Origin of the sequence: Massilia pinisoli (assembly GCF_024753285.1) — a bacterium.
GTDB lineage: Bacteria > Pseudomonadota > Gammaproteobacteria > Burkholderiales > Burkholderiaceae_D > Telluria > Telluria pinisoli.
The window spans coordinates 53,591-78,811 of the sequence record NZ_JANUGW010000014.1; the positions used below are offsets into that span (position 1 = coordinate 53,591).

Annotated in this window: 17 protein-coding genes; 8 read left to right on the plus strand and 9 right to left on the minus strand. The window is 57.8% G+C overall.

Annotated features, from left to right (window positions below):
- Positions 1–622 precede the first annotated feature (622 nt).
- Positions 623–1,039 carry a hypothetical protein gene (locus NX784_RS18355; RefSeq protein WP_258818142.1) on the minus strand — a complete coding sequence of 139 codons (417 nt, stop codon included), beginning with the start codon at positions 1,037–1,039 and terminating at the stop codon, positions 623–625.
- Between the two features lie 140 nt (positions 1,040–1,179).
- Between NX784_RS18355 and NX784_RS18360 the strand changes: the two genes are divergently transcribed.
- The 5 genes from NX784_RS18360 (at position 1,180) to NX784_RS18380 (ending at position 8,950) form a co-directional block, all read left to right on the plus strand.
- On the plus strand, positions 1,180–2,493 hold the full coding sequence (locus NX784_RS18360; RefSeq protein ID WP_258818143.1) for a hypothetical protein: 1,314 nt from the start codon (positions 1,180–1,182) through the stop codon (positions 2,491–2,493).
- Positions 2,494–2,552: 59 nt separating this feature from the next.
- Positions 2,553–5,705: a TonB-dependent receptor gene (locus tag NX784_RS18365; RefSeq protein WP_258818144.1), complete on the plus strand. Its 3,153-nt coding sequence runs from the start codon at positions 2,553–2,555 to the stop codon at positions 5,703–5,705.
- 667 nt (positions 5,706–6,372) lie between these two features.
- A complete protein-coding gene (locus tag NX784_RS18370) occupies positions 6,373–6,915 on the plus strand; it encodes a cytochrome b (RefSeq protein ID WP_258818145.1) in 543 nt (180 codons plus the stop codon).
- A 134-nt stretch (positions 6,916–7,049) separates the two neighbouring features.
- Positions 7,050–7,514 (plus strand): DUF2231 domain-containing protein, encoded by a 465-nt coding sequence (locus NX784_RS18375; protein WP_258818146.1) that lies wholly within the window; start codon positions 7,050–7,052, stop codon positions 7,512–7,514.
- The gene (locus tag NX784_RS18380; RefSeq protein WP_258818147.1) at positions 7,511–8,950 is read left to right on the plus strand and encodes a PQQ-dependent sugar dehydrogenase; all 1,440 of its coding nucleotides are present in this window, start codon (positions 7,511–7,513) and stop codon (positions 8,948–8,950) included. The genes NX784_RS18375 and NX784_RS18380 overlap by 4 nt, the downstream gene beginning before the upstream one ends.
- A 158-nt stretch (positions 8,951–9,108) precedes the next feature.
- Here NX784_RS18380 and NX784_RS18385 read toward each other — a convergent pair whose 3' ends face one another.
- On the minus strand, positions 9,109–9,828 hold the full coding sequence (locus NX784_RS18385; RefSeq protein WP_258818148.1) for a methyltransferase family protein: 720 nt from the start codon (positions 9,826–9,828) through the stop codon (positions 9,109–9,111).
- 84 nt (positions 9,829–9,912) lie between these two features.
- Here NX784_RS18385 and NX784_RS18390 point away from each other — a divergent pair, with 84 nt between their 5' ends.
- The 3 genes from NX784_RS18390 to NX784_RS18400 all read left to right on the plus strand — a co-directional run bounded on the left by NX784_RS18390 (position 9,913) and on the right by NX784_RS18400 (position 14,433).
- On the plus strand, positions 9,913–11,529 hold the full coding sequence (locus tag NX784_RS18390) for a bifunctional AfsR/SARP family transcriptional regulator/alpha/beta hydrolase (protein WP_258818149.1): 1,617 nt from the start codon (positions 9,913–9,915) through the stop codon (positions 11,527–11,529).
- Positions 11,530–11,971: 442 nt separating this feature from the next.
- A complete protein-coding gene (locus tag NX784_RS18395) occupies positions 11,972–12,145 on the plus strand; it encodes a hypothetical protein (protein WP_258818150.1) in 174 nt (57 codons plus the stop codon).
- An 806-nt stretch (positions 12,146–12,951) separates the two neighbouring features.
- Positions 12,952–14,433 carry a S41 family peptidase gene (locus NX784_RS18400; protein ID WP_258818151.1) on the plus strand — a complete coding sequence of 494 codons (1,482 nt, stop codon included), beginning with the start codon at positions 12,952–12,954 and terminating at the stop codon, positions 14,431–14,433.
- Between the two features lie 11 nt (positions 14,434–14,444).
- Here the strand turns inward: NX784_RS18400 and NX784_RS18405 are convergent, their stop codons facing one another.
- The 7 genes from NX784_RS18405 to NX784_RS18435 all read right to left on the minus strand — a co-directional run bounded on the left by NX784_RS18405 (position 14,445) and on the right by NX784_RS18435 (position 25,213).
- Positions 14,445–15,665, minus strand: a complete 1,221-nt coding sequence (locus tag NX784_RS18405) for an ABC transporter substrate-binding protein (RefSeq protein WP_258818152.1) — start codon at positions 15,663–15,665, stop codon at positions 14,445–14,447.
- A 14-nt stretch (positions 15,666–15,679) separates the two neighbouring features.
- A complete protein-coding gene (locus NX784_RS18410; protein WP_258818153.1) occupies positions 15,680–18,574 on the minus strand; it encodes an NHLP bacteriocin export ABC transporter permease/ATPase subunit in 2,895 nt (964 codons plus the stop codon).
- Positions 18,567–20,738 (minus strand): NHLP family bacteriocin export ABC transporter peptidase/permease/ATPase subunit, encoded by a 2,172-nt coding sequence (locus NX784_RS18415; protein WP_258818154.1) that lies wholly within the window; start codon positions 20,736–20,738, stop codon positions 18,567–18,569. The genes NX784_RS18410 and NX784_RS18415 overlap by 8 nt, the downstream gene beginning before the upstream one ends.
- Positions 20,739–20,795: 57 nt before the next feature.
- On the minus strand, positions 20,796–22,058 hold the full coding sequence (locus tag NX784_RS18420; protein ID WP_258818155.1) for an NHLP bacteriocin system secretion protein: 1,263 nt from the start codon (positions 22,056–22,058) through the stop codon (positions 20,796–20,798).
- A 56-nt stretch (positions 22,059–22,114) separates the two neighbouring features.
- Positions 22,115–23,698, minus strand: coding sequence for a TolC family protein (locus NX784_RS18425; RefSeq protein WP_258818156.1), 1,584 nt, complete (start codon positions 23,696–23,698; stop codon positions 22,115–22,117).
- Between the two features lie 186 nt (positions 23,699–23,884).
- A complete protein-coding gene (locus NX784_RS18430) occupies positions 23,885–24,049 on the minus strand; it encodes a hypothetical protein (protein WP_258818157.1) in 165 nt (54 codons plus the stop codon).
- A 78-nt stretch (positions 24,050–24,127) separates the two neighbouring features.
- Positions 24,128–25,213, minus strand: coding sequence for a hypothetical protein (locus NX784_RS18435; protein ID WP_258818158.1), 1,086 nt, complete (start codon positions 25,211–25,213; stop codon positions 24,128–24,130).
- Positions 25,214–25,221: the final 8 nt, after the last annotated feature.

Here is a 25,221-nt window from a genome sequence, read left to right on the forward strand (position 1 = left end):
ATTGTGCATGCGGCAGCTTACCGGATTGAGTCCTTCACCAGCGCAAGGAGGTCTCGGTCGCGGACTGCGTTATTACTGCCCCGGTCGATCAGGCCGCCCAGCCGACAAATTCTCCGTTGGCCTTGAATATTTTTTCGGCCAGGTGCCAACATAGCCAGGTCTGCGCGGCGGCCGTTATCGATTCCCCCGAAATTGCTAGCAATATGCGAAAAATTGCACAAGTTGGGGATTTACAGCTACGGCTCGGGTGAATGGATCGTCATGCTGCGTGAGCCGGGTAATAACACGCTATCGATTACGCGCGTTGGCCATCCCACGCTTGCCAGGCTCATGTCGCCGGCCGATCCACGACGTTTCCACGCCTGGACCGTGGCATGGCAGCCATTTCTTCCCGCCCGCTTGCCCGACCTGACTCCAGCTGCCACGGCGGATTTTTGCTGTGGTCAACATTGCTTGCAATTTCTGCGGTTTGCAAGAAATTCGATTCGTGGCGATATCGGTGCTCATGAGGGACGGCCTATGCTTCACACATGGGTCGGGTTCCGCAACCGCCTCCCGGCCGCAGACGCAAGTGGCGAGGCGCCGCGGGCCTGTGCGCCGACGATCGCGTCAATCGTTGCCTTCACATCTCCTCCGTGGCGGGTTTCCGCAGCGGTTTTACCGGGCAGCTCTGGCTGCCCCTTTTTTTGGGAGCCGCCCGGCACTGGCGTACGCGTGCGGGGGCAAGTCGCGCCGCGATCAGCCGGTAAGCGAAGCGAAACGCAACCGTGGACGTTTCGGAATGCTTGGCGTTCAGGATGGTTGTTTTAAATATATAAAGATCAAAACATGTCAATACAGCGCCATCGAAGCAGCTGATTGACCGGTACCGATAATAAAAGCAGGGAGACAAGTCGTGCACCTCAACCCCATTGAATGCGGCCGCGAGCGGCCCGCGGACCTTTCCATCGCCGGCCTCGTGCACATACTCGCGCGCTGTTTTTCCTGCGTTTTTGAAAACGATTTCATAACGACAGCGAGGCAGTGCCAGTCCATACATCCTTGACCCGGAGCATCGTCCATGCCGCGAACGCGGAGCGAAGCGGGCAGGGATCAATTTTTTCTTGTCATCGGCCCAGCCGGTGCCAAGTAATTTCAGCGAGCAAAAAAGAAAGGGACATTCCAATGAGGAGACATACCATGAGATTCCAGCTGACGGCAGTCGGACTGGCTTGCGCCACGTTGCTGGCCGGCTGCGGCGGCGGCGGCGGCGGATCGGGCGACGGCACGAAAGCGCAATCCGTTTCGTTCCCGTTCCCGGGCGGACAGCTGCTCGCCATCCCACCCGACGTCGCGACCGTCCAGCTGACGGCGACGGCGAGCGGCGGTGGCGAAGTCACCTACACGTCGAATACGCCGGATATCTGCACCGTCAACGGCGCTACGCTGTCGCTGATCAAGGCGGGCGAGTGCTCGGTGAGCGCCAACCAGGCGGGCGGCAGCGGCTACGCCCCGGCTACGGCAAACCAGCTTTTCGGCATTCCCAAACGGCCGCAGATGGTGACCTTCCGCAATCCGGGGCCGCTGCCGCTGGATTCGACGCCATTTCCGCTGGTCGGGACGTCCAGCGTTGCAGGCAAAACCGTTACCTTTACGTCCAGCACGCCCACGGTATGCACGGTCAGCGGCAATACGATGACCAAGGTCGGCGATGGACTGTGCAGCATCAAGGCGGAGGTAATCGACGATATCTATGCCCCCGGCACGATCACCCGCAGCATCCCGATCGGCACCGCCCAGGCGGCTGCGCTGACGTTCCTGAGCGGCTACAGGGACACGTCGCATACCAACGAGAACGGCCGCATCGACGGAGGCGCAGGTACCAACGAGACCGGCTGGTGGTGCGAAGGCACGGATCCATCGGGCGCATTTGGCCATTGTACGAGGACGGTTGCCGCCGATGGCAGCAGCTTCACGTTCAACTTCGACGCCACGCTGGCGACAGCCCCGGATGGCAGGTGGATCGGCGGCGGCTTCGACATGTTCGCGCTGGCTCCTGGCGTGAGTGACCTCGCCAAGGGCGCCGATACGTGGGCCGGTCTGCATATCGATGCCCAGTCGGTGATCAAATTTAACTTCACGCAAGATCAAGATTGGTTCGGCTCGGGTAACAACAAGGCCTATGTCAAGCTGATCCTGGGTCACCACGCGATGGTGCCGGACGGCAACGATGACAAGGGCAACCCCAAAACCAAGGACTGCAACGTAACCTTGCAGGCGCCATTCACCCCGGCATCCACGGCCCCCACCGACTACAGCATCAATCTCAGGACCTTCACGATCGGCGATGCGTGCGGTATGACCGGGCTCGATCTCTGGAACGAGCTGCAGGACTACCCGATCGTCAAGGTGGATTTCGCAGCGGACAGCGTGAACGTCACCAAGGTGCTCTCGGGAACGACCACTACCCTCCGGACCCGGGGCACGCTTACCGGACCCATCACCTTCCAATGACGACGTACGGCCACCGCCCGGCGCGGTGGCAACAAGGCATATACAAGAGGACATAGATAATGACAAGAATTGAGACGAAGGTCGTGAGGAAACCGATCAAGATGACCGCGCTGTCGATCGCGGTGGCGCAGGCGGCACTGGTCTGGGGTGGTGCGGCGCACGCGCAGTCCGCGCCGGCCGACGACTCGGCGACGCAGACGGTGGTCGTGAGCGGCCAGCGCGCCGCCATGCAGTCGGCGCAAAAGCTCAAACAGAACGCCGAGGAAGTCGTCGACGCCGTCGTTGCGGAAGAAGCCGGCAAACTGCCGGACAAGTCGATCACCGAGGTGCTGCAGCGCGTCGCGGGCGTGACGATCGACCGCAACCGTTCGCGCGGCGACCCGGAACACTTCTCGGTCGAAGGTTCGGGCATCTCGGTGCGTGGCCTGACCTGGGGTTCGTCCACGCTGAACGGTCGCGAATCCTTCTCGGCCGGCTATCCGGGCCGTGAACTGAGCTGGGGCGACATCCCGCCGGAACTCATGTCCGCGGTGGTCGTGCACAAGAATCCGCCCGCCGAGCTGGTTGAAGGCGGCGTCAGCGGCCAAGTGGATCTGCGTACCGCGCTGCCGTTCGACTACAAGGACGGCAAGGTCGCCCTGTCGATGAACGGCAACTACAACGCGCTGGGCAGCAAGAAGTCGCCGGGCCTGTCGGCCCTGGTGTCGAAACGCTGGAATACGAGCACCGGGCAATGGGGCGCGTTGATCGACCTGTCTGCCAACCGCACCAACTCCCATAACGATACGGTCCAGGTGGATGCGTATTTCCCACGCACCAACCTCGTTGCCGACCAGACCGTCTGGATACCGAAGTCCGCGTCGTTCCGCACCAACACGAGCCAGGTCGACCGTGCCGGTGTCTATGGGGCGTTGCAGTGGAAGAACAACGGCATGGAATCGGCCCTGACGTACTTCCACACCGGTTACAGGTCGGCCAACGTCGAGAACGCCACGTTCACGGCCGTCGAGTCGCCGTACCTCGTCGTACCGGTCAATCCGGTGTACGACAAGAACGGCATCTTGCAGAAAGCCCTCTACACTTACCCGATCGGCGGCGGGGGGGCGAACCAGTTCGCGGCCGGCGGCCTGGGTTACCAGTCCGACACCGGCATCGATTCCAACAAGTCGCAGACGCGCGAGATCGCCTGGAACTTCAAGTGGAAAATCAACGACCGCTGGGCGATCCAGAACGACGCGCAGTGGGTGCATGCGACGAACAGCGCCGAGGGCAACAACATGACCGTGGGCACGTTCGTGCCGAACATCGGCATCGACTTGTCGGGCAATCTGCCGAAGGTGACGTTCGATGACACCGACCGCGCCTTCCTGGCGGATCGCAACAACTACTTCATGAGCTTCATGATGCCGTCGATGACCAAGGCAAAGGGCGACCTGTATGCCTGGAAGACCGACGCGCGTTTCAACTTCGACGACGACGTGCTGCGCGACCTGCGCTTTGGCGTGCGCCTGACCAAGCGTACGGCGGTCCGCAACGACGCCTCCGGCGGCAACGGCGGCTGGAGGAGCTGGTCCGAGCCGTGGGCCGTCAACAATACGAAGGTTCCGGGCACCCTGCCGCTGGTCGCAGACCGTCAGCAATCGCGCGCCAACTACAGTTACTTCAGCGATCCGCGCTACGGCGACCTCGTGAAGACAACCTTGTATACCTTCCCGACCTTCTTCAATGGCAAGGTTCCCCAAGTGCCAGCGATGGTGGTGCCGGACCCGGCCTTTGTCCAGAACCTGGCCAATAATGCGAATATCAAGCAGCACCTGCAGATGCAGTGCCAGGACGCCAACAACTACTATGGCAGAAACGACGATTGCTCGAACGCGTCTGGCGACTGGAAACCGCTGGTCTACAACGACGATCCGGCCCAGACCAGCCGCCAGCAGGAACGCACCGAAGCCCTCTACGGTCAACTGCGCTTCGGCTTCGACAACTTGCGCTTCCCCGTCGAGGGCAACATCGGCGTGCGCGTGGTCCACACGCGTAGCGAGGCCCACGGCTACACGATCTTTACTCCAAACTATGGCTCGAACACATCGGACGTGATCCCGCGCTTCGCCCCGATCAAGGATCCGGTGAATGCGTCGCAGCAGTACGTCGATGTGCTGCCCAGCCTGAACCTGAAGGCCGACCTGACGGACAAGCTGCAAACCCGTTTCGCGTTCGCCAAGTCGATGTACCGTCCGCCGTTCGACAACCTGAACGAGTACGTCAATCTGAACCAGAACATTACGACGGTGCAGGGCAACGGCCCCGATGCTGGCAAAATCCAGAACGTCAGCTACACGGGCTGGGACAGGGGTAACGCCTACCTGAAGCCGGTCCGCTCCAACAACTTCGACTGGACGCTCGAATGGTATCCGGGCAACGGTTCGTCGCTGACCATGGCCCTGTTCCGCAAGAACGTGCGTGACATCATCCTGAACACGGCATTCACCAGGAACTACAAGAGCCTGGCGGGCAACGATCAGGCGTTCCTGATCACGGGTCCGGATAACGTCGCGAAGGGTTCGGTAACGGGCCTGGAACTGGCTGGCCAGACCTACTTCAACAATGTGCCGGGACTGGACCGCATACTGCCGGACTGGGCCAAGGGCTTCGGCATCTCGGCGAACTACACGTACATCGACAGCAAGCAGAGCCTGTACCATCCGTTCACCCAGAAGTATTGCCCGGCGAACGGATCGTTCAACAACAGCTCGCTGAGCCTGTACGGTTGCGACACCAACGGTCTGCCGTTCACGTCGTTGCCGATCCTGTACCTGTCGAAGAACGCGTACAACCTCATGTTCCTGTATGACCGCGGCCCGCTGTCTGCGCGCCTGGCCTATAGCTGGCGCAGCCGCTTCCTGCAGGGCGTGGGTGCGAACGGCACGGGCGGTGACAACGCCACCAGTGCCGATCCGGCTCGCCAGACCGTGAACAACGGTGGCCCGGCGAGGGACGTGGGCTTCGGCCTGCCGACCTGGCAGGAAGCGACGGGCCAGCTGGACTTTGGCATGGACTACAGGTTCAACGAGCACGTCTCGGGTAACTTCTCGGCGAGCAACCTGACGGACATGGTCGTGCGCCAGACGCAGCAGCAGGGCATCGGCAACATGCCCCGCGCCTGGTTCGAGCCGGGCCGCAGCTTCCGCTTGAGCCTGCGTTACACGTACTAAAGGGCAAAGGCGGTCCCGCCCGCGGGACCGCCTCGGCCGACTCGTCAATACAAGTTGTAGCATCCGTGGGCGATTCGATGGGACGGCAGCAGCTCATACCCCTCGCCAGGCGCCGCTTCCTGGCAGGCGTGCAGCTGACTGACGATATAGTCTATCCTCGAAACTCGTGCTTAAAAAGGATAAATAGTATAAATCGTTTATCTTGTTCGCCTGAGCCTATGGTGCAAAGAAGGCGGAGCGTGTTGCGCTAGTACTGCAAATGAACGTTGTGGTAATCGGCGAATTGCCGCGCTTCACTGGCGTAGTATCTGGCGTAGGTTTCCCTACTTATCCTGGGCTCTCACTCGAGAACACACCCATGCATCATGGGCGTATGTTTTTCAGCGGATGGGCGTTCAGCCGGCTTCTCCGCTGCGGCGGCGTTGATTTCGCGTGGGACGTTCATAATTCAGGGCAGTAGTAACCAGGCAACTTGGACCGGAGGGCCATCATTTTACCGCTAAGCCCACCGGACCGAAGGTCGAATTGCGGTTGACCGGTGTCCAGGAAAGCCGCTGCGGTTCAAAATCGCAGAAACGATGTGCGATGCCATGGCGAGTTTCAACTGGAACTCATCGAAATGCCTGTCGTGTTAGTCTTTCAACACCTAACTCTCTTGCGAGTCAATATGTCCGATCAGCCAGCCGTCGCCTATACCCCGACAGCGAAGGCGCTGCACTGGACGGTCGTCCTGCTGGTCACGATCCAGTTCGTCACTGCGCTCGCAATGCCGGATATCGGTCCGCATACACAGCCTGACACTTGGATCAGCCTGCATTTTTCGTTCGGCGTACTGATACTTGCCGTGATGACGGCGCGCCTGATCCACCGCCTGATGTATCCAGTGCCGCTCGAGGCTTCGCAAGCGCCGGAATGGGAGCGCTTTGTTGCCTTATTGGCGCATCGGTTGTTCTACCTGATCCTGCTGGTCGGCCCCTTGCTCGGATGGGCGTCGGCGTCTGCGCACCGGCTGAACGTAAGTCTGTTCGGATTGGTGACGCTGCCCTCGATCGCCGCACCGAAGGCGCGCTGGGCGCTTATCGCGGGTGACGTGCACGCCACGGCCATGTGGGTATTGCTGGCGCTTGTCGGCCTGCACGCGGCGGCGGCGCTCTACCACCATGTCGTACGCCATGATGGCACGCTCAAGCGGATGCTGCCGACCGAATGAAGGGACAGCAAGTCCGGATCAGTGCGAAGTGAAGCACAGACCGCATCTGTGCGCGGCGATATCGTGTCGGTTCCAATCATCCGTGACGGAAATTATCATGTGCCCGACATTTGAGAACCTAAGCGGGGTGCGCCATGCATAGCGCTGCCTCCGAAGGGTTGGTCCGCCCTCATCTTGGCCTGGCCAGTCAACCAGTGTATGCGACTCTTGTTCAGTTTCCGGCCGTGTGCTTCGTCGGTGCGTTGCTGACCGACCTGGCGTACTGGGAAACCCTGAACGTCATCTGGGAGACGTTTTCGGTGTGGCTGCTGACGGCCGGTTGCATCGTGGCCGCCTTTGCCGGCATCGCCGGCTTGCTGACCTGGTTCAGGCTGCGCCATGTACGCGGGCTGCGCTTTGCCGGACTTCACGTCGCAGCGAGCCTCCTGGCGCTGTTGCTGTCGATCGTCAATGCCTTCGTTCACAGCCGTGACGGCTACACGGCGGTGGTTCCGCAGGGTCTCACGTTGTCCATCATCGTCGTCGTTCTGATGCTGCTGGCAACCTGGTTCGGCTGGCCGCGTCCACAGTACGCTAACGATGCCGGAGGCACGCGATGAAGACGACAACGCTTTTTTCACTCATCGCATCAACCTGTCTGTTGGCTGCATGCGACCACGGCGATCCCGCGGTGCAGGCAGCGCAGCAGGGCCCCGGCCCGACCTTGCCGGCGTTGAAGAACTATCTGCTGCCGCCAATGAAAGTCTCGCCGGCGGGCAGTTGGAAACAGGGCGAAAGCCCCGTTGTGCCGGCATCGCTGAAGATCAGTGCGCTTGCTACTGGACTGATGCATCCACGTTTCGTGTATGCGCTCCCGAATGGTGACATCCTGGTCGTTGAATCGAACGGTCCAAAACAGCCGAAGATGCGGCCCAAGGACGTCATCATGGGGCCGATCAAGGCCTATGGGGGCTCGGCACAGAAAGGCGGAAACCGGATCACGTTGATACGTCCGGCGAGCGGCGGTGCGGCGGCGCAGCGCACGATCTTCCTCGATCACCTGAAGTCGCCGTTTGGCGTGGCCCTGGTCGGCAACGATCTGTACGTCGCGAACGCCGACTCGCTGATGCGTTATCCCTACACCGAAGGCGATACGAAAATTACTGCCGCGGGCACCAAGGTCATCGACCTGCCGGGTGCGGAGGGTGCGCTCAACCACCATTGGACCAAGAGCCTGCTGGCGAGTCCCGACGGAACGAAGCTATACGTCGGCGTCGGCTCGAACAGCAACATTACGGAAAACGGCATGGAAGCCGAGATGAACCGCGCCGATATCCTCGAAGTGGACCGCGCCAGCGGTGCCACGCGTATCTTTGCGAGTGGTCTGCGCAACCCGAACTCGATGCAATGGGAGCCGCATAGCAAGGCCATGTGGGTTGTGGTCAACGAGCGCGACGAGATCGGGCCCGACCTCGTACCCGACTACCTGACGTCGGTGCGCGATGGCGGATTTTACGGATGGCCGTACAGCTATTACGGGCAGCACGTCGACCCGCGTGTGATGCCTCAGCGGCCAGACCTGGTCGCCAAAGCGATCGTGCCTGACTACGCGCTCGGCTCGCACGTGGCATCTCTTGGTCTTGTCTTCAACACCCCGGGTAGCACCATGCCGCCAAGCTTTCGCGAAGGGGCGTTTGTCGGCGAGCACGGCAGCTGGGACCGCAGTCCGCCCAGCGGCTACAAGGTCGTGTTCGTGCCGTTCCACGACGGTAAGCCGTCTGGTAAGCCTGTCGATGTCGTGACCGGCTTCCTGGCGAATGGCCACGCGAAGGGGCGCCCGGTCGGGCTGGCAATGGATCGCAGCGGCGCACTCCTGGTTGCGGACGATGTCGGCAATACGGTCTGGCGCGTCAGCGCGGCGGGGGGCCTTGAGGTGTTGACGAAGGCGCGGCCGCCCGCCTTCTTTTGTCGGCTCGGGCCAGATCGTGTGTGCCGGTCGGGATTGGGGAGCACGGCAACGGGCCTCGGCTCAATCCCTGACCTATCGCTGCGCTAACTCGACTGGCATGCCAGCCCGGATCGTGTTGTGTATTTCGGCTACGGCATCTGTTTCGCGCAGTAGTTGCGCTATCGAGGAACTGGAGGCGGACGAGGACACGGTTGTCCGGTAGGTAATATTGACAAGCCGGCTTGAGCGACCCCCGCTCAAAGCTGTTACCGCCGCGAGCGCAGGATCGAAAACGGTATCAGCGCAGACACCTTGCGGCGATAGGCGCAATAGCTGTCGCCCATCGCATTGACGAGATCGCGCTCTTCGAGAAACAGGGTCGCGATCACGCCGTACACTGTCAGAAAGCCGGCCAGCAGCGCGTGGCCGACGGTCATCGATGGCGTCGCCCAGAGCGCGATGATCAAGCCCGTCTGGATCGGGTGACGCACATGGCGATAGGGGCCGCGCATCGAGAACGGCGGTTCCTGCGCCGCGGGCGAGAATGCTTGCCGCAGGCCATAGAAGTGCCATTGATCGATGCTTCGTATCGCCCAAATCAGCAACAGATTGCCGAGCGCGAACAGGCTGAGTACGGCAAGCATGCCCCATCGCGAATCGACCGTCCACAGCGGCGCTGGCATCGGCGTCCAGAACGCGACGATCATCGCCAGTTGTACGCCCGAGACCAGGATGTAGACACTGCGCTCCAGCTCCGCGGGTACGCTGCGCCGCAGACGTTGCTTGAAAGCGGGGCGTGCCATCAGGCTGTGCAGCAGGCCGAACAAGGCGAGCAGCGCGCAGTTGCCGATGGCCGCAAGCGGGATGCTCGCTGCGGTTCCGGTATCGATACCTTTCGGCGTCCAGTTCTGGAGGAAGCCGATGAAGTACAGTTGCGTGGCCTGGGCCGCCAGGAATGCCGACAGGGCGATGAGACGGATAGTCATGCTGTTCTCCTTGAATGGAATAATCTGTAGCGTATAAATGGGGCGTTCCCTGGGCGTTCCTATGATTTCAAGGAGCTGCGATCGATGACGACGCGTGAACTCAAACTGTTCGGGCAGCCGGCCATCCTCGGCCCGGACGGGGCGACGCCGGTCAGGCTCAAGCGGTGCGCCCTGCTGCTGGCCATGTTGGCCTCGACGCCGGACGGCATGGAACGCGCGACGCTGGCCGAGCGGTTGTGGGAAGAGGGGGAGGAGGCCGCGCGCCTGCGGCGGCTGCGGCGGCTGGTATTCGAAGCGCGCGGTCTGCTGGGCGAAGACGCATTGCCGGAACAGAGCGGGCGGCTCGCGCTCAGCGACGCATGGCGGGCGCACTGCGATGTCGCGCGCTACCTGCAGCAATATCACAGCCTGATCCATCACGGCGGGAACGTGTCGGCGCCCGTGCCCGCATTCGATATCGTGCAAGCCGCGCGCGCCCCGCTGCTCGGCGACTGGGCGTTCGACGAGCGGACGCAGGCGGCCGAATGGCTCGATTTTCAGCGCACTGCGCAAAGCAGCCGTTGCCGCCGCATGCGCGACAAGATCGTCGCGTCGCTTCTGGCACAAGGCGCGCACGATGATGCACTGCGTATGATGTTGGCCGACATCGAGCGCGACCGGATCGACGAAGCAGGCTGGGAACAGGCGGCCATCATGCTGTTCAACGCGGGACGCGACGAGGAATGTATTGCGCGGTACCGCACCCTGCGCGGCAATCTGTTCGAAGCGCTCGGCGTCGAGGTGTCCGCCTCGTTCACGCGGCTGGCGCGCAATGCCGAGGCCAGGCTGGCGCTGCGCAACGTCTGGGGACAGTCGCGTCCGCGCACTTCGTACACGGATGCAGGCGGCGTCTATCTTGCCTGGCAGTGCTTCGGCGCTGGCAAGACCGACCTGCTGATTATTCCCGGCTTCGTATCGAACGTGGAGATGGCCTGGGAGCAGCCGGAGCTTGCGACTTTCCTGGCGCGCGCGGCGCGGGAGTTCCGCGTGATCATGTTCGACCGACGCGGCGTCGGGCTGTCGGACCGTACGCTGGAAGACCCATCGATGTCGACCGCAGTGAGCGATGTCCTGGCGGTGCTGGATGCCGCCGACAGCAAGAGCGCGGTGGTATTTGGTGCGTCGGAAGGCGGGCCGGTGGCGATTCAGCTGTGCTGCGCGCATCCGCAGCGCGTACGGGCACTATGCTTGTATGCCGCGCTGCCGAAGGGCACCGCGAGCGCCAGCTACGGTTCCGCGCTGACGTCTCAGCAGTACGACCTCTGGCGCGAGCGGCTGGTCGCGGACTGGGGCACCGGCCGCAGCATTGCCGCGTTCGCCCCTTCCCATGCCAACGATCCGACCCTGAACGACTGGTGGGCTCGCCTGTTGCGGCTGTCGAGCAGCCCGGGGACGATCGCAGGCATCCTGGACCAGTTGCGCAATATCGACGTGACGGCGCTGCTCCCGTGCGTGCGGTGTCCGACCGTCCTGATGCACCGCCGGGGCGACCGGGCGGTCCGCATCGAGGCCTCGAGATTCATGGCGGCGTCCATTCCCGGCGCAAGCCTGGTCGACCTCGAGGGCGCTGACCACTGGTGGTGGCTCGATGATGTCGATGTGCTTCTCGGCAGATTGCTGGCATTGCGTGACGGCGTCGAGTCTCTTGAAAACGGAAAATAGTATAAATCGTTTATCTAATTTGCCCGGGTCTATGGCTCAAAGCAAGTGCGCCATGTTGCACTGGCACTGCAAATGAGCGTTGCGACAAACAGCGAATTGCCGCGCTTTATCGGCGTAGCATCTGGCCCACGTTTCCCTACCTATCCCGGTTTCTCACTCGAGAACACACCCATGCATCATGGGAGTGAAGGCACTTTTCACTACCAGCGCAATGGCGTTGCCGATTATTTGTGCAGGGAACGAAATCAGGACGACAATCCAATTACCCTACATCTGTCGCTCCTACATTTGTCGGATGTACGGAATTCGTCCAGTTGAAATATATTTGAAGCGTCTTTGGCCACATGGAATGTTGTAGCACGCCTGAGCCAATGTGATATCGGACCGAAAGACCTCTCGACGTCTGAAGACGATGAGATGCCAACAAACAATAGGAGGTGATATGAGTAACAAAAAACTGAAAGAGGCTCTGGGAGACGCACTGGATTCGGACAAGGATCGCAAACCGCAAGAGCAAGTCCGCACCGACGCTGAACTGAGTAATGTCGACCTTGAAGGCGTTGCTGGAGGCAGCAGCATACCTCCGTGCTCCAGCTTTTGTTATGAGCCAGACTGAGTTTGAAAGAAGTGGATTAGACGTCGACCCGGTCGGTTCGATTAATACTGCGCCGGAGGCAACGTGGATGTCGACAGTCATTGCTTTCGACGCGATTCTCTGTCCATTAATATTTACTGATGGCGAATTTTCATTTTGCATTGACGGGTTGGATTATTCCGGTCGGAGGCGCCGGTTGTCGACGGACGCTAACGGAGCCTTCTCTTTTCTGCGTTCCGCGTAAAACGGTGCGTCGGAGTTCGACCCTCTCTACGGGTGGCGCTGCGTGCCTTCACGCCTTGCACGACGAGGTGCTGACGTGGGCCGTTCAAGCCGCGCACCGGCAAAGGTGCGCAATCCGCGTCGCGCCGCGCTTGCCCGAGTAGCGAAAGCAAGGATTCGCGGCGGATCGCGGTTGCATTGCCCCACCAACGGCACATAGGTTCGACAGGCCCGCAAGGGGTCGCCGTCCTGACCGTAAAGCGTTGTGGGAGGCGGCCCAGCGCAGACGGCCGCCGTGCGCGCCGAAGTCCGGTGGCGCCAGAGGCCACTCGTGTCTCGGCAACCTTGCCGCCCCAGCTGTGCTGACGGTTTCAACAGAATTCACGGACCGCGGTACGGCACGTCTACGCCGGTTTTGATTTCAGGCTGTCGCTCCCCTCAACCGCATCGCGTTTGGTCGTACAGCTCTACCGCCCATTCTCCGCGACCACGCAGTCAAGAATTGCTAGCAATGCCTCACTCAACACTGATGTGACAAAGCGCGTATTTGTTCAGAGTGATAACCGTTAAACTGGAGGATTAAGGTTTTTTTCGGTATTTTTGTTATGATCGCACTGGTTTCCCGTCCGTTGCGCGCCATCGCCTGCGCCATTTTGCTCATAGGGACCTATATGCCGATTGATGGCTTTGCGGAGGGCACGGCAAACTGGGCGGCGCTCGCGCGCAGAGACCTTCAGTTCGCAGGCGACACAATCGCTTCGAGGCACGCGGGCGCGGTGGATGGGCAAGCCAGCGTCACCGGACCGCTCGTGAACGGGCTGCGAGCAGCGTTGGCGGAGACTGAGGCCGTTCATAACGAGCAGGATTATCTGCGAGTAATGACGCGCTTTATTGCCGGATTTGGCGATCCCCACACCGGAATCGACTTGCATCTTGCTCCTCGCGGCTGGACCGGCATCCTACTTGACCAAGTCGAAGCGCGCTATCGCGTCGTATGGTCAGAAGCCGGTTGGCCAAATGAACTGCCGCCAGTCGGCGCCGTCGCTGTGAGTTGCGATGGTGTTTACACTGGCACCTATCTGCAGCTGAAAGTCGGACCGTTCGTGAATCGCAGCGCAGAATATGCCACGACCTTGAGTTCGTTGGCTCAACAATCCATGTTCGAAACTGGCCTTGGCTGGACGCCAGCCCAGTGTGTATTTGAGCTGGCCGACGGCACTTCGCGCCGCTTCGACCTGCCGCTACGCCGCGTGCCTGAACAGGTTAGCCATTCACGGTTGAACGCCCTCCGCTCCATTTACCACACGACGGCCAAGCCGGTCGGGGTGACCCAGTTGGGGCCCGGCCGCTATTGGGTCGGCATGCCGACTTTCGATGGCAGGCAGGCAAGTGCAGCCTATGAAGCGCTCTATCCGAAACTGGCGGCGCTGAAGCAGCCCGCATGGGTCGTTCTGGACCTGCGCGGCAATGGTGGCGGCGATTCGACCTGGGGCACGCGCGCGCTCGGTGCCCTGTATGGCACGGATTACAGCAACCAACTGGAAGAAGCCGGCGGTCAACAAGAGTATCTCATTGCCGACAGCGTAACGGTAGATCTGCTCAAGAGGTATATTGCGGCACCAGAATTCGCAAACTCAAGAGAGGATATGATCGAGGTCCTCGCGAAGGTCCACGCAGCGATAAAGGCGGGCAGCAAGATGGCGCTTGTGTCCGGACAAGCCGATGGCCTAACCGCGGATGTCATTCCTGCGCTCGTGGTCCATCGCACGCACGGCCCCCGCCTGGCCGCAATCATCGACCGCAATTGCTTCAGTTCGTGCATGAATGTCCTGCAACAGATCCGCGCAACCGGAGACGCTGTCGTATTAGGGGAGCCGACCATTGGCTATTCTCCTTTCGGTGAAATCACCAGGATCGATCTGCCAAGCGGGCGCGGGACCTTGCTGATTCCGTCCGCTGTGTTCAGGACTGCCCAGGCAACACGCGAACCATTCCTTCCGGACTATGCATTCCCAGGGAAAATGGGCGACGATAACGCGCTGACAGCCTGGGTCAACCGTATTCTCGACGGATTGGCTGCGCACTGAATCACCTGACCTCAATTCGTCCTGTTCGCGCCGTGTGGGGACGGTAGCAATTGGGCGGACCTTTTGTCGCGTGAAATTTCGACGGCAGGCATCGGGGCAGGGTAAAAGAATCTTCCGTCCTTGACGACAGCCATGACCAGGCGCTTGGCCACGACATCGCCTTTCGCATCGAATGTCTGAGCACCCGTCACACCCTGCCAGTTTTTCGTCGAGTGAAGAACGGTACCTACCTTAGCGGGATCAGTGCTGTGCGCGCTGCGCATGGCATATGCAAGAAGCTTCATCGCATCGTAACCTTGAGCAGCTGCGCTGTCCGGGACCATACCGTACTTGTCCGCGTACCGCTGCGTGAACGATTGGACATTCTCCCGATTGTCATTTGGGTTAAAGAGCGTGAACACAACAACCCCTTCCGCGTTGGATTTGCCTAGTCGAATCAAATCGGGGGAATCGAGGCCGGCGCCACCGAAAATCGGCACCTTCAGGCCAGCTGACTGCGCCGCTCGAAGAATGTCGGCACTGTCCGGAAAAGAGCCCACCAGAAAAACCGCATCCAGCTTGAAATAATGGGCCCAATCGGCCATGATGCTCTCGTGATCACGTGCCTTGGCATCGTAAGACCGCCGGTCGACGATCGATAGGCCGATATCATCCGCACGTTGTTCAAAATAGTTGGCCAAGTCCACGCCGTCATCGTTCTTGATGTAGTAGATCGCGATGTTGTGATAGCCTTGCGCCGCCGCCCAATCTGCGATCTGCCGTCCCTGTTCGGAATTGTTGGGAAGATTTCGAAAGATCAGCTTCCCGCCGTGTTCGGTAATCTTCTGGCCGCTCGCACCCGGCGTAATCAGCAATAACCCGGCTCGCTCATAAATTTTTGCGGCGGGTTCCGTAATATATGAGTTCAGATGCCCGATAACGGCGGAGATGTCTATATTGTCGGCAATTTCCTGCGCGACGAGGCGTCCTGTCGACAGCGCTCCTTCATCATCTTTCAACAGTAATTTTACTTTTCTGCCGCTGAAGACGCCGCCTTTGCTATTGATCTCATCCGTCGCAAGCGTAATGCCGTTGACCAGCGTCGCCTTCCCGCCATTCAGAGGCCAAGCTACCGCCACCGTAATATCGCCGGCCGCTTGATCAAGGTGCTCGGCGCGACGCTGCGCGATTGATCTGGTATCGCACGCAGCCAGAGTAAGCGCCAATAACAACCCGAATGCCCAATTTCTCATGGTGATTCCAATTCTTATGCAAGTTGACGTTTAGCCAGTTCCACAAACAGACCGTCTTGAGTCATGAGTTGCTCATAAGTTCCACTCTGCACAACTTTCCCCTTGTCAAGCACGTAGATGCGGTCCGCATTGATAATGGTACTCAGTCGGTGTGCGATAACGATTCTTGTTGCTTTCAGCTGGTCCAGACTTGCGCTGACAATCGCCTGTACCCTGTTATCGAGTGCACTGGTCGCCTCGTCAAAAAATACAAGTCGCGGCTTATTGACGATTGCGCGGGCAATTAACAGACGCTGCCGCTGACCACCGGATAATGTGCCGCCACCATCGCTAACGAGCGTATGTATTCCCATCGGCATCGCTTCGATGTCTGCGTCGAGACCGGAAGCGCGCGCCGCTTCCCATACCTGGTCTATGGAAACCGTCGTGGACCCGGTAATGTTCGAATGGACATCGCCACTCATCAATTTTCCGTTCTGCAGAACTACACCGATCTGCTGACGAACTTCCCGTATGTCGAGCTCGGACAAATCGTGTCCATCATAATAAATATACCCCTGGGCCGGACGTTCAAATCCCAGCATTAGCCGCAGGAGCGTCGACTTCCCTGATCCGGAGGAGCCGACCAGTGCCACGAACTCGCCGGGTTTTGCATGGATGGACACATCTTGCAAAACCGGCGGGCTATCCGGAGAATACGAAAAACTGACGTTACTCAGTTCGATGTCGCCTTTTAACGAGCCCGGGCTGACCTTGTCTTCATCGCTCTCAGGAATTGCCTCCAGAATCGGACGCACGCGATCAAATATGGAAATAACGGACACGAAATCGAGGCCGACACGAACCAGCGACAGTGCGCCACCAAGGAATAATGTAAATGCGGCACTGAAGGCGATGAAATCACCAGTCGACAAAATACTGCCTTCGTTGCTGGACAGCAAAGTGATGCTCAAAAAAATCACAGCTGTCGAGATAACAGGATACGTCACGCCGAATATCGCTGCTACATTGTTCAAGGCGCCCGTACGTAATGCTGCACGCTTTTGGCTGGCAAATTTCGTCGCCCAGTTGGCAAAAGCCTGGCGCTCGGCCCCGGTGATGCGCAACTTGGTAATGCCGCTCAAATATTCAAAAACCAGACCGCTCACTTTGCCGTTCAGTCGAGCGGTCTCACGGGTGGCGCGCACAGCAAAGTAGCCGACAAAGGCATTAAACGCGACTGCGACGGAAGCCAATCCAATCGCAATCAGAGCCAATTTGAGGCTGTACGTAAACAGAAAAAAAACGGTAAGCAGCGAGAAAATGCCGCTAACCAAAGTGGAGATCGTCAATCCAGACAGAATTTCCCGAATCTGATTAATACCATTGATCCTTGTGGCAAGATCGCCGGCAGTATAATCGCGGAAAAATGGCGCCGGCAGACTGAGCACGCGGTCCCAAACGGCCGCCTGCAGATTACTGCTCGCCCGGCCTTCGATCCTCAGCATCGCGAGCGAACGCGTTGCCTCCAGGAGAAGCGTCGCGAGACATACCGCAAACAATATTACGATGATCTCGACCATTTGCCGGCGATCTGCCGCCGGGAATACGCTGTCGAACAAATAGCCGCTCGCGACGGGAATTACCAAACTCAAGGTCGTCGTGGCGAGTGCGATCGCTGCGACAACGCCAATCTCACGGCCCGCGCCTTTCGACGCAAACCGCAGAATATCGGACAGAGCAAGTTTTTTCGACGGTAGTGCGGCATAGAACATGAGCCCAAACAGCATCCCTGTGTCGGCGAACGAAGCGGAGACAACCGTCGAATTTCCGCTGACCGGATCGATCGCTTCATACCCGCCCTCTTTCACTGGTATCAACGCGACGGGGCCCTTGTCCGATTGTGAGAAACCGAGCAGCGGTCCGTTGTCGCTTTTCCACCATTCCCCGGTGAGCGCTACGATGCGTGATCTCACCCTGGATGCCTGGGCAATTTTTCGAACAGTTGTCTTGCCGGGGGAATTCGGCTTTTTAAATTCAATACCTTGATAGTTACCGATGATACGGCAGGCGGCGAACAGCGGATCACTTCCGTTTGGAGAGATCAACCCATGCCTGTCCAGGTCAAAAATGCCGGCGAACTCCAGCAGAGCGTCAGACATGATTTTGCCGTTGTTCTCGCTCTTTGCCTGCAACCGGGCCAACTCGGCGCTGTCTTCCAGCCGCTTCCGTCTGAGTGCTTCGAGGCTGAGCAAAGAGAGCATGGCATCAATCCCATCCAGCATCTCGGCACACAACCCCCGCATATGGATCTGCGCAGTCGTGCTCGCAACAATCTCACATTGAGGTTCGGCACTGATCCATACATCGCTCGACCAGACTCTTACCGGCCCGGCATCGACGGGAATGCTGCCGAAGTACCGGCATTCCCCAGCGATTGCCTCAACCCACCTTACTCCGGGCTCAGGCGCAAGGTTCATCCGCTCGGCATTCGTGGTAAACCGGCTTCCTCCCGGCAACATTCTGCAGGAGGAGGGCGCTTTTTCAGGAAGACCCGCTAACATCGCATCGACAAAATTGTCGATGGGCGCGGTCGCCTCGTCGCTGGAGCTGGCTCGCACTTCAGCTAAAAATTGCGCGCGTGGAATCTTTAAATAACGGGCGCTGGGTCCAATAACTGCAACGAGTCCGAAATAGTCATCTGAAATAACCGGAAGCGAAAACAGGCTTCCGGCACCGACGGAAAAAAGAAAATTATGCGCCCCTTCATCGCCCCGCCCTGCATGTTGAGCAAAAAACAAGTCAACCGAACCGTGTTGAAGATAAAATACGTGTCCGGCCGAATCGACGGAGCTCAATTCCCGCTGTGTCCCGGGGATCCCAACCTCCTCCAGTCGGGCCACTAATCGACTTTGATATTGATCACTCATTGGAAATCAACTCCGCGTACTTGCCACGCAATGTCATCAACTCGTCATGTGTGCCGCGCTCCACGACTTTCCCCTTGTCCAACAAAATAATCTCGTCGCAATCGCGGATCGAACTCAGACGGTGCGCAATAACCAGGCAACTGCATCCCCGGTGTCGCAAATTATCGTTGACAATCGCTTCTGTTACAGGATCCAACGCACTGGTAGCCTCGTCGAGAACCAATAGCCGTGGATTTGAGGTTAATGCTCGCGCAATCTCCATCCGTTGCCGCTGGCCGCCGCTAAAATTCGAACCGCCTTCCGATACCAAGCTGTCGTAACCTCCAGTACGGGCACTGATCATGTCGTGCAAACACGCATCCTTGGCCGCTTTTACCATGGCTGGAGGCGGCACCGTACTGTCCCACATCACCAGATTTTCGCGGATCGTGCCGGAAAAAAGGGCGATATCCTGATCCACTGCTGCAACGGAGTTCAGAAATTGGCGCCGCGGCCATTCGCTCCTGGGCTTGCCATCAAACAGTATTTCGCCTGACCATGGTTGATACAGCCCAAGCACGAGTTTGGCGATGCTCGACTTCCCACACCCAGATGAGCCGACCAGGGCAACACGATGCCCGGGTTTCAGAGTTAGATTAAAATTTTCCAGAAGCGGTGGCTCATGGCGGCTATATCCGAAAGTAACGTTACGCAACTCCAGCGAACCTTCGAGCTTGGCACTATTCAAAACATCGTCAATATGCTCGAGGGCATTAAGGTCTTCGCAAGGCGTATTCGCCACGTCGTCCAAACGAGCCATGTCTCCCGCCAATGTCTGGACCTTGCCACCTAAAGCGATGAGAATATTGGTCGGGTTAACGAAACTGGCGATCAGTGCCTGAAATGCAACGAGAGTACCGATCGTCATGTCGCCGTTCATCGTCCGGATTCCGCCGATTCCTAAAATCACGCAGGTGTTTGCCGTTGTCAGAAACTTTGGCATGATGTCGAGGACAATCGACGACCGATTCATAGCCTGCATGGAATTCGCAAGGCGGGCTTGATAGCCTGCCCAGCGGCTGAAAAAATCGGACTCGCTGCCGGACGCCTTCAGCGATTCAATCAGGGTCAAGCCATTCATAGATATGCCCATGACCTTGCCCTGGTCGATGGACAATTTCTGGTTCAACTCGGTGCGACGCTGCGCGACCATGCACAATATGAGCAGATTTAATGCGACAATGCCGATCGTCACGAGACTCATCGCGACGTCATAAAAGAGCATGATCACTGCAAAAAATATTGCCGTGAGCACGCTCAGCATGCCAGTAGCCACGTCGCCGGAGAGGACTTTGGCGACGCGGTCGTTAATCCCCACGCGCGCACCGATATCTCCGGCGGAGCGCTGGATATAGAACCCAATCGGCAATCGCAGGACGTGCCAAAAAAGATTTGCCGAGGTGCTCAATGCGATACGCATCTCGAGCTTCAGCAGGAAATGTCGTTGTAACCACGTGAGAACGCCGGTCAATATCGACGTGCCGAGCATGATGAGAATCAATGGCAAGACCCAGGTCTTCATTCTGCCCACGAGAACCTGATCAATGAAAGTCGAAGTAAAAGCTGGAATAACGAGACCCGGAACGACCAGCGCAAGCCCGGAAAGGACAAGAAAGAGTATCGCCATGCGCGCGCCGACGAGGCGAGTCCGCAGACTGCTCGTTATACTTGGCTTTTGACCGCTCGGCACGAAGTCTGGACCTTTTTCGAACGTCAGCACGACACCCGTGAACGACTGATCGAACTCTTCACTTGTTACGATACGCCGGCCCATCGCGGGGTCATTCAACAATATTTTGTCGCCGGCGAAACCGTCCACCACCACGAAGTGATTGAAATTCCAGAAGACGATCATCGGTAAGGTCATCGATCTGAGATCGTCCGGCTCTTTTCGCAGGCCACGCGAGATTAATCCGTATTCGCGCGCCGCGCGAATCAAGTTCAGTGCCTTGCTGCCGTCGCGGGAAACCCCGCAAGCGGCTCGGAGCTCTTCGAGCGAGATGTATTTTTTGTAATACGCCAAGACCATGGCCAACGATGCGGCGCCGCATTCGACCGCTTCCATCTGTAGAATCGACGGCGCGCCGGCTCTTCTCTCTGCAGGCGTAAATCCGAGCTTGCGCATTGCCTTATGCCATGCTGCTCGAGAACGCCCAACTATATCTTTCATGGCTGCCATTGATTAGCCGAGTTCCAGGATTTTCTTGAGAATCGGAAGCGCTAATTCGATTGGACGCTGTTCTGACACAGTAATCGCTGCGGAGCAGGACGTCCCGCTCTGAATCTGAAATGGAGGGCCGCTGCGCGTCGACCATTGGTAGTGGCTCGGATTAAGGCCTGATGGGATGAGAGATGCCCGGATTTGGATAGGGGGCAAATCACCTGTGAGGTTGCGGACAAGCTTATCGTTACCAAAAACACGCATCAAACCCTGATCAGTAGAGGGATAGTCGGCGACGGACGCGACAATCGCACGCAGGAAGCCGAATTCTTCCCGCTTGGCGGTACTCGGACTCACTTCCACATTCATATTACTGCTCACCTTCTTTCCCTCTGCGGCAGGAAGATAAACATAGGCTTCGATTTCGTTCGCATCCGAACTCGACGATTCGATACTGATGAGTGGAGTTCCCCGTTCGACAAGCTGGCCCTCCGTGGCTTTGATCTCAAGTACGCGGCCTGTATAAGGGCTTACGATCGACGCAAAATCCTTTGCTTCCCGGATCATCATGGTAACGGTCCGCTTCGCGTCTTCGAGCTGGTTCTTCAGCGAGGCAAGCTCGTTCTCGCTTTGCTTTTCGGCATCGAGGCGCGTCACCTGCAATTGTTTGACTTGGGTATCAATCGTTTTTTGCTCGAGCAATACCGAAGAGAGCTCCAGCTGGGATTCGATCAGGGTCTGCTTGGTGATGAGGCCTTGATCATATAACCCGGTTTGCGTGTCGATTCGTTCACGCAACAACTTTGCCTTGCGGTCAGCGGTCGCCAATTGAAACAGCAATCCCTGTTTCTGTTGGGAGGAGGCGATTTCCCTCGACTTTTCGTTTTTATCGGCCAGCGCCATTGCCTGGTCGTATTGTGCTTGCACTTCCTTCAAATGCGCTTCGCTGGCGTGAATTTTCTGCAATAGATCACTCTGTTCCAGTCGGCCGATAATTTGCCCACGCGTGACCTTATCGCCAACGTCAACGGCCAAATCGGATAAACGGCCGCCAGCGGACGAACTTAATACATTGACGCCACCGTTTTTCACGAGAATGCACTGTTGCGCCACTAGTTTTGTGGGCAGACTGCCGAGTATCGCCCACAATACAGCGGTGATAATGAGCAGGCCGAGGCCTGCCAGTGCCAACCAGCCTTTTACACTGGTTACTTGCAACAAACTGTTCAATTCTTCCGGCGATGATAGACGATTTAATGCCGATTGCCTGAATATATTCTTCATATTTTGATTTCCTGAAGCTGAGACATGGGCGATCGATGCCAGTAAGGGCCGATGTCTTACAAAAATAGCCGCTGCAGATCCTGCAAGCGATCGAGATCAATAGTCACTCGATCCATCGCGCTTTTGCCCGGCACAACTTCTGGTAATAAGGTCCCTGCTGCATAGTTGAGATTTACTAATGCAACCGCGTATTCCAACTCGAGCTGGAGATAGTTGATCCGTGCGTTAACATATCTCGATTCGACATTGATAACGTCTATCAACGTCGAAAATCCGTTGCGCTGTTTGATGACTTCGTGCTCGATGGCCTTTTGATAGGAGGTAAGCCCATCTTTCGCGATCTGAATGCGCTCGGCGCTGCTGGTGACTGCCGCTACCGCTGCCTCGACGTTGTTAACGACTGCGATTTGCAAATCGCGGCGTTTGGTTCTCAGTTGCTCCACCGTGGCGACGGACTGCAGGAGTGCGCCAGAAGCCGAACGGTTCTCGATCGGAAACTGGAAATTCAATACAGCCGATACGGACGGACCGGTCTGCGTTCGGCCCGGGATCGAGATAAAACCAAAATGGGATCCACCTTCCGACGCCTTGCCGTAGCCTGCATTCAGCTGTAGGTCCATCCGCGGTTTCAGGTTATTCTTGGCTACCGCGAGCAATTTAATGGCGGCTTCGGTCTGTAACTCCACAGCCGAAACATCTGAACGTCTGCGCAGAGCACGCTCGCCCAGCGCTTGGACCTGAGCCGGAGAGATCGCACGCAGGACCTGCGGAAGAGGGAGCACGTCTTGCGCCAACGTCAACTGGGCGATTGCAACCGCGTCAAGCCCCAATATACGGCCAAGGCTGTTCTTTGCCTCTGTCCGATTAAGCGTCGCGGCCTTTCGATCGATAACTTTGTCCGCATAATCCGCATTTAATAGGACCAGATCCGCCCGTGGTTTTTCCGCATTGTCGACCAGCTTTTGAGTGGACGCTAGCAATGTCCGGCTTTGCTCCTCGGCGTCGGCCGCAACTTTCTCGAGTTGAATACGGGATCGATACGTCCAATAGGCGACGGCGACATCGCGCACCGTCTGGGCGACGCGATCCCGCACCATATATCCCGATGCCAGTGCGTTGAGTTCGGAGGAAGATTCCTGCCCTGTTACGTTTTCCGTACCGGAGCCACGCAAGAGCGGCAGGGTCAACGATACATTCAGTTTGACAGTGTTCTTTTGCCCCGGGAAAGCGCCAGGGGACGTGTCTTGCGTGGCCGCAGCGACAAGCGAACTACCGAAAGTCATCCCGTTTCTTAACTGCCTGATGACGCCGACTTCATATCCTGACGCAAACTGACGTGTTTGGGTCCAGACCGGCGCACCGTCACCGGCGGTATCGAGAGGGGTGATTGTTCTGCTCAGGTCGGCACTTCCCGCAAACTCCCAGTCGAATTGTGATTTCGCCTGCATTTCTGCACCGCGCAGGAACGTTGTCTGAGACCGCTGCACAGCGATATCTGGGTTTTTCGTCAATGCGATTTCAATCGCATCGATCAACCGTAAATCAGCTGCGAAAGCGCTCCTGGTGTTTCCTGCCATAAAGACGCACAGCAAAGTAACGGGCAGTAACCGGTCCTTAGCAAATTGCCACCTGAATTGCATGAGATATCTTGAGATGTTGAGAAAAGCTTTGCTTTCGATTTGGAAAATTCCAGTTCCTGATGAAAATAGACGCGAGAACCGCCGTCCCACTGCACTTTTATGGTTCAGTGTTACTTGGCGGCCCCCGCGTGGATTTTTTGACGCAGAGCGTCTCATCCCGACTGAGTGACTGGTGCTGGCTCGGCATTAACGCTCAGGCAATGAGTAGTTGTAGCGGCGTAGTCCACCGACAACTCGTTCCAACTCATCGATATTCAATACAATCTCGTCCGAAGATACGTCCTGACTGTTATCGACGCCTCTCGACCTGCCTGCATCTTCGAAGACATCTGTCGATTTTTCGTTGCTCATCCTTGCCCTCCTTTTCTTGGATCAGTACATCGAAACAGGAAAATACTCTTCTAAGGCGCTGCGTCCGCCAAGGAGGCGCTAACAAGCCATCCCAAGGGACGCCGATATTCTTTCCGGGATCACGCGACCTATCGAATCCGGTGGAGGCGAGGAACCGAGCTTTGGTTCGCGTGTCGACGTCTGCTTCGGCTCAACCGTGTCGCCATACCATCGAGTTTTTGCTACCCGCTTGTATGTCGATGATAAGCTCAGGAAATTAATCAGGATTGATTTCTGCGTTGCGTTCAGCTCGCATTCTGAGCGCGAAATGAGCGTTAATGCCAGGACATACTGCAAAGAAAACGGTAGACTCCGGAAACTCAACGGATACTCGCTGAGCGCAATATTGCCGCCTCCGTCACTTGCAAAACGGCAGCGCTGGAGCAAACTGAGCGCATTTTTTACGTTTCCGGGTGCCCAACTGTCGCACCGTTCATATAATTGCGTCAGCAATGTTCCGACAAGATTCCCATCTTCCGAAGTGATAAATTTGATCAGCAATTCGTCCAGGTAATGCGCGACCAAGGAATCGTGTTTGTCGGCCTCACAATGCGCCGCGAGCTTTTCGTGTTTGTACTTCGCGCCACCGCGGTCCGCGTATAGGAAGTCCAGTAAATCGAGAGTCTCGTCGATTGCTGCCTTGTTGCGTTTTGCTGCGACCAATACGCGGACTTTGTTGAGGTTTTGCTCAACCATTCCGAAGATGGCTTCGCCGAACCCTTGATCAAAAAGATTGCTGAAATGATTGAGGCTGATATCAAGATGATGCAGCGCGGTCTCGTGATTCCCTTTGAAATAGTCGTGCAGGGCCAAGGCTGGGTAATATAACGAACTCATGCCAATGCGTGCCAGATCGGTAGCGAGATTTAATTCCCTGCCATGTATCGCATCGAGCCAATGTTGTATTTGCCGGGATTCACGTCGCTTGATACTGGCCACGCACTTTTCGAATTGATCGAAACGGTGCATCATATCGATCCGATTTTCGCACGGTTCGCCCCGGCTGCAGTAGTCCAAGATGGCGTGAAAAATATGTTGTCGAAAAAATGCGGGCGCTGGTTTGTTGGTCTTCTGTCCTTGAACCTGCTCACACAAGGTATCGATGATATTGAGGATTGCGGCCATTGGTCACC